Source organism: Sporosarcina sp. Y1011, from assembly GCF_057669885.1.
In genome coordinates, this window is sequence record NZ_JBYHFP010000002.1 from 338137 (window position 1) to 351695 (window position 13559).

The 13559-nt window shown below is 42.1% G+C and carries 13 protein-coding genes; 5 read left to right on the forward strand and 8 right to left on the reverse strand.

Going from position 1 to position 13559, the window contains the following annotated elements; genetic code table 11:
* The first annotated feature begins 211 nt into the window (after positions 1-211).
* The 5 genes from AC25Y5_RS03850 to AC25Y5_RS03870 all read left to right on the forward strand — a co-directional run bounded on the left by AC25Y5_RS03850 (position 212) and on the right by AC25Y5_RS03870 (position 4351).
* Complete coding sequence (locus AC25Y5_RS03850; RefSeq protein WP_488139174.1) at positions 212-1342, forward strand: betaine/proline/choline family ABC transporter ATP-binding protein; 1131 nt, start codon at positions 212-214, stop codon at positions 1340-1342.
* Positions 1339-1992, forward strand: coding sequence for an ABC transporter permease (locus tag AC25Y5_RS03855; protein ID WP_488139175.1), 654 nt, complete (start codon positions 1339-1341; stop codon positions 1990-1992). The genes AC25Y5_RS03850 and AC25Y5_RS03855 overlap by 4 nt, the downstream gene beginning before the upstream one ends.
* A gap of 2 nt (positions 1993-1994) precedes the next feature.
* Complete coding sequence (locus AC25Y5_RS03860) at positions 1995-2885, forward strand: glycine betaine ABC transporter substrate-binding protein (protein ID WP_488139176.1); 891 nt, start codon at positions 1995-1997, stop codon at positions 2883-2885.
* Positions 2886-3151: 266 nt separating this feature from the next.
* The gene (locus AC25Y5_RS03865) at positions 3152-3616 is read left to right on the forward strand and encodes a GNAT family N-acetyltransferase (protein WP_488139177.1); all 465 of its coding nucleotides are present in this window, start codon (positions 3152-3154) and stop codon (positions 3614-3616) included.
* Complete coding sequence (locus tag AC25Y5_RS03870; RefSeq protein WP_488139178.1) at positions 3617-4351, forward strand: MBL fold metallo-hydrolase; 735 nt, start codon at positions 3617-3619, stop codon at positions 4349-4351.
* 100 nt (positions 4352-4451) lie between these two features.
* Here AC25Y5_RS03870 and AC25Y5_RS03875 read toward each other — a convergent pair whose 3' ends face one another.
* The 8 genes from AC25Y5_RS03875 to AC25Y5_RS03910 form a co-directional block, all read right to left on the reverse strand.
* Positions 4452-5009: a PepSY domain-containing protein gene (locus AC25Y5_RS03875; RefSeq protein ID WP_488139179.1), complete on the reverse strand. Its 558-nt coding sequence runs from the start codon at positions 5007-5009 to the stop codon at positions 4452-4454.
* Between the two features lie 86 nt (positions 5010-5095).
* Positions 5096-5791, reverse strand: coding sequence for a PepSY domain-containing protein (locus AC25Y5_RS03880; RefSeq protein ID WP_488139180.1), 696 nt, complete (start codon positions 5789-5791; stop codon positions 5096-5098).
* 38 nt (positions 5792-5829) lie between these two features.
* The gene (locus tag AC25Y5_RS03885) at positions 5830-7191 is read right to left on the reverse strand and encodes a sensor histidine kinase (RefSeq protein WP_488139181.1); all 1362 of its coding nucleotides are present in this window, start codon (positions 7189-7191) and stop codon (positions 5830-5832) included.
* Complete coding sequence (locus AC25Y5_RS03890) at positions 7181-7888, reverse strand: response regulator transcription factor (RefSeq protein WP_482101268.1); 708 nt, start codon at positions 7886-7888, stop codon at positions 7181-7183. The genes AC25Y5_RS03885 and AC25Y5_RS03890 overlap by 11 nt, the downstream gene beginning before the upstream one ends.
* A gap of 93 nt (positions 7889-7981) precedes the next feature.
* Positions 7982-9613, reverse strand: coding sequence for a M20/M25/M40 family metallo-hydrolase (locus AC25Y5_RS03895; RefSeq protein WP_488139182.1), 1632 nt, complete (start codon positions 9611-9613; stop codon positions 7982-7984).
* A 305-nt stretch (positions 9614-9918) separates the two neighbouring features.
* Positions 9919-10746 carry an undecaprenyl-diphosphate phosphatase gene (locus tag AC25Y5_RS03900; protein ID WP_488139183.1) on the reverse strand — a complete coding sequence of 276 codons (828 nt, stop codon included), beginning with the start codon at positions 10744-10746 and terminating at the stop codon, positions 9919-9921.
* 7 nt (positions 10747-10753) lie between these two features.
* Entirely contained in the window at positions 10754-11365 is a 612-nt protein-coding gene (locus AC25Y5_RS03905) for a DedA family protein (protein WP_488139184.1), read from the reverse strand.
* Positions 11366-11911: 546 nt separating this feature from the next.
* Positions 11912-13534: a long-chain fatty acid--CoA ligase gene (locus AC25Y5_RS03910; protein WP_488139185.1), complete on the reverse strand. Its 1623-nt coding sequence runs from the start codon at positions 13532-13534 to the stop codon at positions 11912-11914.
* Positions 13535-13559 lie beyond the last annotated feature (25 nt).

Here is a 13559-nt window from a genome sequence, read left to right on the forward strand (position 1 = left end):
GGACTGTATAACAAACAGGCAATTTGGACATTTTAGGAGCAATAAGCAAAATAATTCTGAAAAACCGACTGGAATATGTTATGCTGATTGAAAGAGACATCGCCCCGAACGTTATCGGGAGTGCAAATTGTCTGCTTTTTTTTAACTCCGTTTGATTTTTTCATCTATAATTCGGAAATAATTTTGTTGTAAAAAACCACAGGAGGTAAACATGCTCAAATTTGAAAATGTAAGCAAAGTGTATGATGGCGGATTTCAAGCAGTAAAATCTGTCAATTTCGAAATTCCAGCAGGTGAATTACTCGTCCTCATCGGACCAAGTGGTTCAGGAAAATCGACAACTATGAAAATGATTAATCGGATGGAGCCCCACACAAGTGGCAAAATCACTATTAATGGCAAGGATACCAACTCCTACAACGCCTCTGAATTACGCCGAAACATCGGCTATGTCATTCAGCAAATCGGACTTTTCCCCCACTATACAATCGAAAAAAACATTGCAATTGTACCACAGCTTAAAGGTTGGAATGACAAAGAAGTTAAAGCCCGTGTCAATGAACTTCTTGAATTGGTCGGTCTGGATCCTGAGGTTTATGCGGGTCGTTATCCAAAAGAACTATCAGGCGGTCAGCAGCAGCGTATTGGTATTGCAAGAGCGCTAGCAGCAGATCCGGATGTAATCTTAATGGATGAACCGTTCAGCGCACTAGATCCACTTACACGCGAACAGCTTCAAAACGAATTACTTTCATTGCACAAAAAATTAAAAAAGACGATTGTCTTCGTAACACATGATATGGATGAAGCGCTAAAAATGGGAGATCGCATTGCCATCATGAAAGACGGAAAACTACTACAGTTGGACACCCCAGAGAAATTACTTCATGATCCAGCCCACGGCTTTGTAGAAGAGTTCATAGGAAAACATCGGATTATCCAAAATCCCGGACTCATGCCAGTTACTGACATCATGTCAGAATCAGTTTTCACTGCCCTTCCTCAATGGTCGCCAGAGAAGGCGCTTTCGTTTATCCGCAAGCGAAAAATTACGAACATTATTGTGGTCGATGATGACAAGAAATTAATTGGAATCGTGTCCGCATATGACGTTATAAAAAAATTAGATGACATCAAAACAATCGAAGAAATCATGGTGACTCGGGAACCATTCCTTTATGATACCGCAACGGCTAAAGACGCCATTGTCATGATGGATGAAGCACCTTACGGCATAATCCCGATTGTCGATAAATCACAAAAATTAGTTGGCGTCGTTACACGTGGTTCGCTGTTATCCGCCATGTCCAGTCAGTGGACAGAAATGGGGGATAATCAATGAATAACTTAAATATTTGGCAACAACTCGTTGAACAAACACAGATGCGGTGGAAAGAAGTACTTGAAGCGACATCCGTCCATATTCAACTCGTCTTCTTCTCAATGCTTATCGCCATTGTCCTCGGTATTTTTCTCGGTATTTTGATTACACGCGTTCCGAAGCTCACGACAGTTGTACTTGGCGGCGCAGGCGTCATGCAGACGATTCCAAGTCTTGCTTTGCTCGGTTTCATGATTCCAATTTTCGGTATCGGTGTGAAAACGGCTATTGCTGCGTTATTCCTATATTCATTACTACCAATCATTCGCAATACCTACACAGGTATTAAAGACGTCGATAAAGCTACCACTGAAGCAGCAAAAGGGATGGGTATGACTAGCATGCAAGTCCTGTTAAAAGTAGAACTGCCTCTTGCGATTCCTGTCATTATGGCTGGTATACGTACAGCTGCCGTTATTAATGTTGGTACAGCAACACTTGCAGCCTTCATTGGAGCAGGCGGACTCGGTGATTTCATCTTCCTCGGTATCACACGCGGAATTGACGGTCTGATCTTACTTGGGGCAATCCCTGCGGCAATCTTAGCGATTATCCTGGAAACGCTCTTCGGTGGAATTGAACGTTGGACGACGCCGAAAGGATTGAAGTAAGAATGAAAAACAAATTTAAAATAATGATTTCATCAATACTTGTTGCAAGCCTGCTGTCAGGATGTATTTTCATCGAAAAAGATTCTCTGACACTCGGTTCTCGTAACAATACGGAAAGTATCATATTGTCACACGTGATGGGGCAATTGATTGAAAACAAAACAGATATTGACGTCCTTTATAAAGAAAATCTCGGCGGGTCCAGCGTCGTGTGGAAAGCCATGTTAGACGGTCTTATCGACGTTATACCCGACTATACGGGGACAATTGTCCTTACCTATTATCATGAAGAACCTGGGACGGCGGATGAAACGTTAGCTGCCACGAAACGGCTTGTTGACAAGGATGGCATGATTGCTTTCAACACATTCGGCTTCAACAATACGTATACACTCGCAGTGGACGAGGCAGTAGCAGAAGAACTCGACCTAGTGACATTCAGTGACTTTGCCAAAGTTTCGAAGGATTTCACATTAGGCGCGGTATTCGAATTCATCGACCGACCGGATGGACTGCCTGGATTCCAAAAAGCATATGATCTTGACTTTAAAGAAGTTAAAGGGATGGACCATGGTATTATGTACCGGTCCATTAACGCTGGTGAAGTGGACGTTATTAACTCGTATACGACGGACGGACAGTTACAAATGTACGACCTGCGCGTACTCGAAGATGACCAATCTTTCTTCCCACCGTACCATGCGCTCCCGCTTGTAAGGAAAGAAGCACTTAAAGAGTATCCTGAAATTGAAGAAATACTCAAAACGCTTGAAGGCACAATTAACGAAGATACTATGCAGAAGATGAATGGAAAAGTCGACAATGACGGTATGATGGTTGAAAAAGTCGCAGAAGAATTCCTTATTGAAGCAGGGTTAATTGAAAAGAAGTAAACTAGGAACGCACCTCTTATACTAGATAAGGGGTGCGTTTTTTATAGTTATAACAGGCACAAATCGCGTATTCCAACATATATGATTGGTCGACACTCAGTAAGATATCATGGCAATTCGTAATAATTTCTTCTCATAACGGCTCTCCAAATCCTACCGCTCTGTCAACTTCTGCTATGATGAAAACAGCAGCAACCGCCATAATTGAATTGCAATTACACTCTATTTTATACTCAAAAAATCCACTAAGAGGGGAATTAGCGTTTATGAATATTGTAAAAGCAACAACAGACGATGCACAAACGATTTTAGACATTCAAAAAGTAGCTTATTTGAGAGAAGCCGAAATGTATAATAACTATCAAATCGCTCCGCTCATTGAAAAAATTGATGAAACAAGAGAAGATTTCAAGAAAAAAACCATATTAAAAGCTGTCGTAGACGGTGAAATAGTTGGTTCTGTTAGGGGAGACGAAAAAGAAGGTACTGTTTATGTACAAAGATTGATGGTTCACCCTAATCATCAAAACAAGGGTATCGCCAAAAAGTTAATGCTTGGGCTTGAAGACTATTTCCCTACTTGTGAACGTTTTGATTTATATACCGGATCACAGAGTTTAAGCAATATTCATCTGTATAAATCACTAGGCTACGAACAATATAAACTAGAAACGATTCGTGAAAATATTGAATTTGTGTTTTTAGCCAAAGTAATTAAGAGGACACTTTAAATGAAGATTACACCAATAGGCATCTGGGGCGGATATCCAAAAGCAAATAGCGCAACATCTTCTTTTTTAATCGAACATGATGGTTTTCATTGCCTCATTGATTGTGGTAGCGGCGTACTTTCCTCATTGCAAAATTATTTACCGTTGGAAAAACTAGATGCAGTTGTCATCAGCCATTATCATGCGGATCATATTGCCGATGTCGGAAGCCTGCAATTCAGCAGAATCATTAATTTCTATCTGGGCCATCAAGCGTCCCCATTACCGATTTACGGACACATATTGGATCAAGAGAATTTCGAGAAACTTTCATACAAAGGTCAGACAGTAGGCATTGGTATTTCGGAAGATGATATTGTTCAAATCGGTCCATTTGAAGTGTCTTTTTGTCGTACCATACACCCCGTCCATTGCCTGGCGATGAAATTCAGGGTGGGCGATTGTTCCATCGTACTCACCGCAGATACAGAATGGCGCGATGAACTTGTTGAATTCTCACGCGGGACGGATTTGTTAATTAGCGAGGCGAATTTGTATGAAGATCACCTCGGTAAGGCACCGGGACATATGACAGGCAGTGAAGCAGGAAGGCTCGCGAAACTGGCGCAAGTAAAGCAACTCGTGTTGACCCACTTGCCATTACACGGAAATATCAATGAGATTCTTGAGGCAGCTGTTTCTGTATATGATGGGTCTACTGAACTTGCTGAAGTTGGCAAAGTATACAAATTGTAAACAAAACATACATTTTGTACACAAAGTACACAAATTGTAAACAAGGAAGATTCATTTTTCTCCATAGTAAAAGGGCTGTTCAAGAACAGCCCTTTTTACTTCAATCGTCATCGCGGTCTTTTTCAAACTTCAGTACTTCACCTGAAATTGCATCGATGTCGAAATCATAGTCATATTTGCCATCTTCAATTTCGATTTCATAGATGACACGATCATCATCTTCATCCAGTTCAATTTCTGTTACTGTCCCTTTTGCTTGTTTCATCGCAATTTCGATAGCAGCTTTTTCTGTTATGAATTTACTATCAGAACCGCTGACATTATTGTCATAATCATCGTCATCAAAGTCGTCATTATCATAATCATCTTTTTCTGTACGCAAAACTTTACCTGTTTTTGCATCGATATCAAGATCATATTCAATACCGTTCGATCTTACCTCGACTTCGTAGATAGCCCTTGACTTTTCACGATCCAATTCTACTTCTGTCACTTTACCGCCAACTGATTTCACCGCAATCGATTCTGCTTCCGCAACCGACAATAAATCTTTCGATACGACCTTCAAACCTTCTCCCGGGTTTCCTGCCATTGCAACTCCACCTACGACTAGTACTAGTGCACCGGCCAAAGCCGGAATAGCTAACCATTTCTTCATCTTGTATCTCCTCCTTTTGTTATTACCTTCATATTACTCGACGAAGATGAGAAGACATTGTGAGGATTATTAGAATATGATGAGAGTCAATCATCCCATGTGACGGACATTATTTTTCCGGAAATGGCATGAACTTGGAAAGTGCCATCCCGACCGTCAGTTGCTTCGATTTCGATTAGATAAAAGCCACCTTCGTCCGATTTCTCATACGATACATCATCTATTTCACCTTTAAGTTGTCCACGCACAATTGCAATCGCCTGCTCATTTGTAATAAGTGCATTTTCTCCTGTCGTTTTCTTTACAACTTCTGAGATTGTTTTACCAGTGATTGCGTCGATTGTCACTTTTGTAAACTTCGGGTCCTTCGACAGCTTCACGTCGTAAACCGGAGCTTCAGAGCTTGTATTCAATGAAATCCGTTCAACTTCCCCGTCATAGCTCCCTGCAATAATTTCCTCCACCTCAGTCTCAGAAATCACTTGCGGAATCTCTTCCTTCATTTCAGAATTCTGAAGGAGTGAAATAACACTTCCCGTCGTTGCGTCGATTTCAGCTGTATAAGACGCTCCGATTCGGTTCATTTCCGCTTTATATACACCACCGTCAATGGCAATCTGTTCGACAGTTCCACCATACATGCTCTCAAGATGAATTCGGATATCATCAGCCGCTATCGGTTCTTTCTTGGTAATTAAACTTCCTATATATAATCCGCCCGCCATTAGAATGACTAAGGTTAACAAGATGGGAATGAACCAAGGCTTTTTCAAAAAGTGCATACTAGTTGCCTCCTCTCGTTTATCATACGACGAGAACATTAAAAATCGGTGAGAATCCGTTTTTTGGGAATGGTGATTCGAAAGGTCGTTCCCATTCCAACGATGCTCTCAACTTTCAGTTCTGCACCAAGACCATCTGCAAGTTCTTTGGCGATTGCCAGTCCGAGTCCGGTTCCACCAGTTTTTCGGTTTCGGTCTTCATGAACCCGATAGAAACGATCGAAAAGATGCGGGAGAGCTTCCTCGGAAATACCATTTCCATAATCAATGACAGTGATGGAAATAGCAGTTTCAGTTTCAGTAATCGTTGTTTTGATTTCTCGTTCACTGTATTTCCGTGCGTTGTCGAGAAGAATATATAAGAGCTGCCTGAGCTTTTCATCATCTGTCACTGCGACCGAAGAACCGTTCCCTTCCATGATAAAGTCCCTCGCATATGCATGGCGCATTGGCTGCAAGGTCTTGTTGACTAACGCATGAATATCAGTTTCCGCAAAGTTAAATTCGGATTGTTCATGGCTTCTTGCCAGTTGAAGCATCTGCTCAATCATGTCCTTCATCCGAATAGATTCGCTGAGAATTGCCCCAACTGCCTCTTCCGCTACCGAACGGTCATCAAACCCACGGCGTGATAGGAGTCGTGCATAGCTTTCTATAACGGTGAGTGGCGTTTTTAATTCATGCGATGCATTGGAAACGAATTGCTCCTGCTTTTTGTAGTTGCCTTCAAGTTGCTCCATCATGTCATTAAATTCATGACCCATCTGCGCCATTTCATCTTTTCCTTCAGCCGATACCTCAATTTTTTCATATGTACCTGTTTGCCGGCTTTGCGACATTGTTTTAATAAGATTATCAATGGGCTGTATCACGATACGCCCAAGCGCAGCACTCGAAAGCGTGATCGGAATCATCGCGATAAAGGTCACTCCGAGGAGAATCAACTTGAGCAGACTTAAATTATATTTTACATCGCTAAGCAGTTGAATCATTTGCAGTTCAACCACTTTTCCGTCTGTCCAAATGACTGGCTCACGCATTGTAAGTATCGGTGTATTATCAAATTCACCGATTGAGTAGCGTTCGCCGGGCTTTATTTCAGGTTGGTAACTCTTAATCCCTTCCGCCGATGAGGACTCCACTTTCACCTTACCCGCTGGATCCAAAATACGGACTGCACCATTCGGCGGCCTGTAGGTATGGAGCACCGTAGCTGGATCGTTTTGTCCGGTCATCAGGCTAAGAGAACCAATAAGGTCTACAGATTGGGCCTTCAGCTGACTATATTCCGTGTCAAACGCCATTTTTTCATACACAAAATAAACACCTATGTTTGTCAACGTTAAGATGACGAGCATCAGCAATGTGGATAAAAGGTGGATTTTCGTTTTAAGCTTCATTGACCTGCTCCTTTAAAACATAACCAACACCCCGTACCGTTTGGATAAGTGTGCTTTTTTCTCCTATTTCAATTTTTTTTCGGACATATCGAATATAGACATCGACGACATTTGTTTCACCGTAATAATCGTATCCCCAAACAGCATCCAGCAACTGTTCGCGTGACAGTACTTGGTTTGGGTGCTTTAGGAGATGAAGTAGAAGATCGTACTCCCGTGGTGTCAATTCGATGGAACGGCCGTTTCGTTTCACTTCACGTGTTTGTTCGTGAAGTGACAAACCAGAGAACTCTAGAAGGTATTCGTCTTCCTTCACTAAGAGTTCTGCAGGTTTCGAGAATCTGAGCGCCGACCGAATCCTTGCGAGCAATTCATCGATTTCGAAAGGTTTCGTCACATAGTCATTTGCGCCAAGGTCAAGACCCGCTACCTTATCCTTAACGTCGTTTTTCGCTGTCAGCAATATGACAGGCGTGTCTGTCTCCGTAGCGCGGATCCTCCGTAACACGTCAAGTCCATTCAATCCAGGTAACATGAGGTCTAGTAGAACAAGATCCCACTGTTGTTCGCGGTACTTAATAAGCCCGTCTGGTCCTGTATGCGCAATACCTGTCCCATACCCTTCGAACTCGAGTTCCAACTGTAGGACGCGTGCGATGTTTTCTTCGTCCTCGATAATCAAAATCTGCTCAGTCATTTAGCCCACCTACCGTTTTCCTTTCATTTTAACAGACTTACTCAAAAAGCGGAGACTCTCGCCAATTCCGAGTGTCTCCGCTTTCCATAATCATTAGACAGCGTCCAATTCGCCTTCGACGATACACATACTCTTTACAAGGGTTTCTAACATAACAGGCATTTCGACAAAAGCACTGTCTATGTGTAATCGTTCAGTCCGTTGGTGAGCATCTTTCCCGAATGGCCCTACGTTCAGCACGGGTGCTTTCAATTGAGCCATCTCAGTAAAGGGAATGCTGTACGTATCACCCCATACTGGTGTGTTGCTTTCAAATGCACTCCAGCCGTTTTCTATGTCATCGTAGTTGACATAGCTCAAGTCACAGATACCATTGAAGTAATGCATTTGACCAATTTTATTACCTAATTTCCCAGCAGTCTCTTTCATTAATTCAATTGATTGTTTTACAAGCGGATCATTCGACGAGTTTACCGCAGGGTAATAAGGCGGTGCGTAAAGAAGCACAGTTGCTGGTGCAAGTTCCTGACATTGGATCATAAGATTATCGACGATGCGCAGTGACTTTTCACGGTCATCCCAATCGGCGTTATCGAGCGCTTCTTGCTTCAAGCGTTCGATTTCTTCAAACCCTAACTTTTGAACCGCATAGTCTAGCAGCTGCTCGTAGCGCAACACTTTCACTTCCCCGACACCCGTCACTTGCTCACGATTACAAATAAACTTATATCCGTCATTGCAAGCATCCATCGCTTCAGATGCCACTTGCTCAAACAGCTCCATTACTTCAGTGGCCGTGCGCTTAAACAAAAAGACATTGTAAAGCGCAACTGCACGATAAGGCGTTTGCGTTGAATATTGCAATTTCAAATCCTTTTGTTGCAATGAAACCGGTAGCGGTGTAGTTTCTCCAAGATCCGTTTCACGGAACAATTCGTTCCACTCCATGCGCTGTGTAAGAAATGATGCAATATAGTTCGCGGTTATCCCTTTTAGCGGCTCTCCGACATGTGTCTCTTTTCCATAAAATAAGGCAGCCGGCATAATTTTACCGATTGTTCCTGAGTAAATATATTCTTCGATATCCGTCGGACTCTGTGAGAATGATGGTTCACTGTTTAAAAACAGTTTATAGGTTAAGCCTTGTTCCTCACGAATGCGGACAAGTTCTTTGACAGCGGAACGCATGCCCGCTGAGTTCACTTCTTCATCAGCAACAGTCGTTACTAACAAATTAATCGGCCATTGTTCTACACTCGCTTTTTCGATAAGCTGCATATGAAGCGCTAGTCCCATTTTCATATCCATCGTACCGCGACCGAATAGATATTTCCCCGTCTTCAGATCATCGCGGACAATTTCCGGAAGATCCGCATTATGCTTAGGCTCTGATAGCATTTTTGTCAGCATCTCGGGATAAATCGCAAAAGGTTCCAACACACCATATTCTTCCGTCCAGACGGTATCGAAGTGGCTTAGAAGAACTATTGTTTCAGTCGCCTTAGGATGTTTGTACAAAGCAGTAACATTTTGACGACCAAGGCCCGCATCGTGAAGGGCTATCTTGTCTGGATTATCTTGAAAGTACTCCAGTTCATTTAATTTCGACACTAACTTCGGAGCAAATGTAGTCTCTCCCTCTGTTAACGTACGGCTATCCCAGCTAACGAGTTCACACAACAATTCGCGAAGAGTAGAAGGTGTATCCCAAAGTCGGTGTTCCATTCTAAAACCTCCCATAAGTGAAATATAGTACAGTTATGATAAAAGTCTCTCTGAAAGATTCAGTTTCGTTTCAAGGACAAGTAGTACGTAGGTATAAGTAATACGAATATATCCTGCTCCATATTCGATGAGGTTCTTACAGGAACAGCAGCAACAATACCGTTTTCGATTAGTCTTTTCGGAATTGTAAAGGAGTCTATTTGCTTAATAACATCTAATCCCATTTTAACTGATTAAGACAGACATTGTTAACAAAAACGCAAAACGACTCCTGCGCAATAATGTGCAGGAGTCGTTTCAATTTCTTATAAAAACACAATAAATGCTAACACTGCCGCCAATACAAGTCGGTAGATAGCGAAAGGTACTAGCTTAACGCGTGAGATAAGCTTCAAGAAGAAGCGAATCGAGATTAGTGCGAAAACAAATGCACTGATGAAACCAACGATGTAAAACGACAAATCATCAACTGATAAATGCTCCCAGTTTTTCAATATGGACACCAGACTCGCGCCCATCATGATAGGAACCGCCATGATGAATGTAAAATCAGCTGCTGTCTTATGGTTCATGCCGAACAACACGCCACCCGAAATCGTTGCGCCCGAGCGCGAAAATCCTGGCCATAGGGACAGACACTGAACAAGACCAACCGTGAATGCCTGCTTGTATGTTATCTGATCCAATGTGTTCACCCACGGTTTTTTCGGTCCGAATTTATCCGCGACAATCATAAGAATTGAACCGGCGACTAGCGCAAAAATAACCGTTTCAACACCCGATAGCTTTAAATCTATATAATCTTTGAGTGCAAATCCAACAATAACTGCTGGCAACATGCCAACAATGACGTGTGCTAAGTTGAAGCTAGAATTCATTTTTTGACCTTCAATTTTATAGAGACCCACCAAGCTGAATAGGCGCTTCCTGAAAACGATAACAACGGCTAAGATTGAACCCAATTGAATAACTATCTTAAATGTGAATGCCGAACGATCACCCAAAAACTCAGTTGTTTTCAGCCACATATCATCGACAATAATCAAGTGACCTGTCGATGACACCGGTGCAAACTCCGTCATCCCTTCAACGAATCCAAGTATTAACGCTTTGATCAAATCAAATAATTCCATAGGTTAGTTACACTCTCTTTCTACGGTAGCGAATGTACCAAATACATACCGCTATACCGCCAATTCCTATTAATACATACGCCACGTTCGAATAAATATCCATATAGTGGACGATTGACTCCCAATTATCACCGACTGCCGCGCCGATGGAAACGAGTGTTGCATTCCAAATCAAGCTGCCGATTGTTGTTAGCAGAATGAATAGTGGGAAATTCATACCCGACATACCTGCCGGAATCGAAATAAGGCTCCGAATCAGTGGGACAAGACGACAAAGCAGTACTGTCCAAGGACCGTATTTGTCGAACCATGCGTCCGCCCTGTGAATGTCTTTTCGAGTAAGACGCAAAATAGATCCCCATCGATCGACAATCTTCTCAAGACGTGGCACATCGAGAAATGACCCGATACTATACAAAATCATCGCGCCGACAACCGATCCAACTGTCGCGGTAATGATGACACCCACCTGCGTCATATCTGAATACGTCGTCATGAAACCACCAAACGTTAAAATAACTTCAGATGGTATAGGTGGGAAGATATTCTCAATCATAATTAATAAAAACACGCCAAAATAACCAAACTGGCTCATAAATTCAGTAATCCAATTTTCCATGCTGCTCCACCGCCATCTATTACTTTACTAAATATGGGCCCTCTATGCAAATAGAGTTCGACAGCAGAAAGGACGATTCAGCACGACTAGAAGTTTCGTTTTCTGTAATGTATTTTACGCAAGAAGAGGTACAATTATGAGTTCATTTTTTCTGCATTCGATTTTAACGGTATCAACGAATTATTTTATGGACTTTCTTTTACCATTGATAGATCGTTTGATTGAAATAATTTCGCTACTCAATTTCAGAAGTTCTTCATCTAATGCCCAAAGTTCCTGATTTAAACACGTCACTGCTCCCTAATTTGAATATCTCCTATTTTATGCTTTGATTTTAAAAACATACTTTTAAAATGTGGATATCTTTGTTTTTTATTAAGTTATCCTCATTTGAAGTGGATAACTTAATGAAATTGTTGATAATTTCAGAAAATTATTTCTTATCCACAGAACTATTTGATTAAATCTTTACTTTCGGAAAAAGTTATCCACACTGACCATGTCAACAAAAATATAGCCATCCGATATTTACCGGATGGCCCACATTCATTCTTCTTCGAGATTCACAGTCAATTGGTCACGCAAAGCTCTTTTCAAGAACTTACCTACAGATGTTTTCGGTATCTCATTCATGAAAATAACGTCGTCCGGAACCCACCATTTTGCAAATTGATTTTCAAGATAGCTTAGTAATCGCTTCTTCATTTCTTCGTCTGCTTTTTGTCCCTCATGTAGAACAACACAAGCAAGCGGACGCTCCAACCATTTTTCGTGTGGCACCGCAATCACCGCCGCCTCGAATACAGCTTCATGGGTCATCAGCGCGTTTTCAAGATCAACGGATGAAATCCATTCACCACCACTTTTAATCAAGTCAGCCGTGCGATCCACCAACTTGAGGTAACCGTCTTCTGTGATTACTGCGATGTCTCCAGTATGGAACCATCCGTCTTGAAAGGCTATAGCAGTTCCACCATCTTTATAGTACTCACTCGCAACCCAAGGACCTTTGATCGTTAATTCGCCCATTGTTTTGCCATCCCAAGCCACTTCTTTACCCTCTTTAACAATCCGAACCTCGAGTCCCGGCATTGTTAACCCTTGGAGTGCCCGCATTTCAATTCTCTCATCCATTGTTAAATTATCCATTTTCGATGTAAAAACTGACAAACTAACAAGCGGCGTCGTTTCTGTTAAACCATAGCCAACAATAAATGGAACACCGTGTTTCTCTTCGAATGCACGAATCAAACCTTTTGGCGAAGCCGATCCGCCGCTGACAATAGCACGCAATGACGAGATATCCCGTGGATTTTGCTCAAGTTCTTTCAATACTGCCAGCCAAATTGTTGGCACACCTGCAGTAAGCGTTATTTTTTCCTGCTCTATTAAATCAAGGATGAGCGCTGGATTGAAGCCAGGACCGGTTAAAACTTGTGTAGTGCCAAAGAAGACGGCTGCAAAAGGCATTCCCCAAGCATTCGCGTGGAACATCGGAACGATTGGCATAGCAACATCCCGTTCTCCTATACCCATCGAATCAGCCAGCCCCAGTGCATAACTGTGCAGCACAAGCCCACGGTGTGTATAAACGACTCCTTTTGGATTTCCAGTTGTTGCGGATGTGTAACACATGCCCGCCGGCGTATTTTCATCCAGATCCTCTGGGAATACGTAGTCATCTGACGCAGCTTCAAGCAAAGCTTCGTATGAATGTACATTTTTAAGCGATGTTTCTGGAATTTCTTTACTATCCCCCATAATGACGTAATGTTTCACGGTCTTTAACATAGGTGCCAGTTGCGATAGGTGCGGGAATAAATTATCATCGACAAGCAATATTTCATCTTCCGCATGGTTAATCACATACGCAATATGTTCAGGAGACAAACGGATATTAATCATATGAAGAATCGCACCTGTACACGGTACCCCGAAGTAAGCCTCTAGGTGGCGATGATGGTTCCAGCCGAACGAACCTACTTTTGTTCCATGTTTCATCCCAAGTTTCGTAAGCGCATCCGCAAGTTGCCGTAACCGTTTTGCGAAATCTCTGTATGGTATCCGATGAATTGTATTTTCTGCTGTCCTCGAAATGATTAATTTGTCAGGAAAATACTGTTCAGCCCGTTTAACAAATGACGATAATAAAAGTGGTGTTTGCATCATAAATCATCCATCTCCTTTTCAGTTG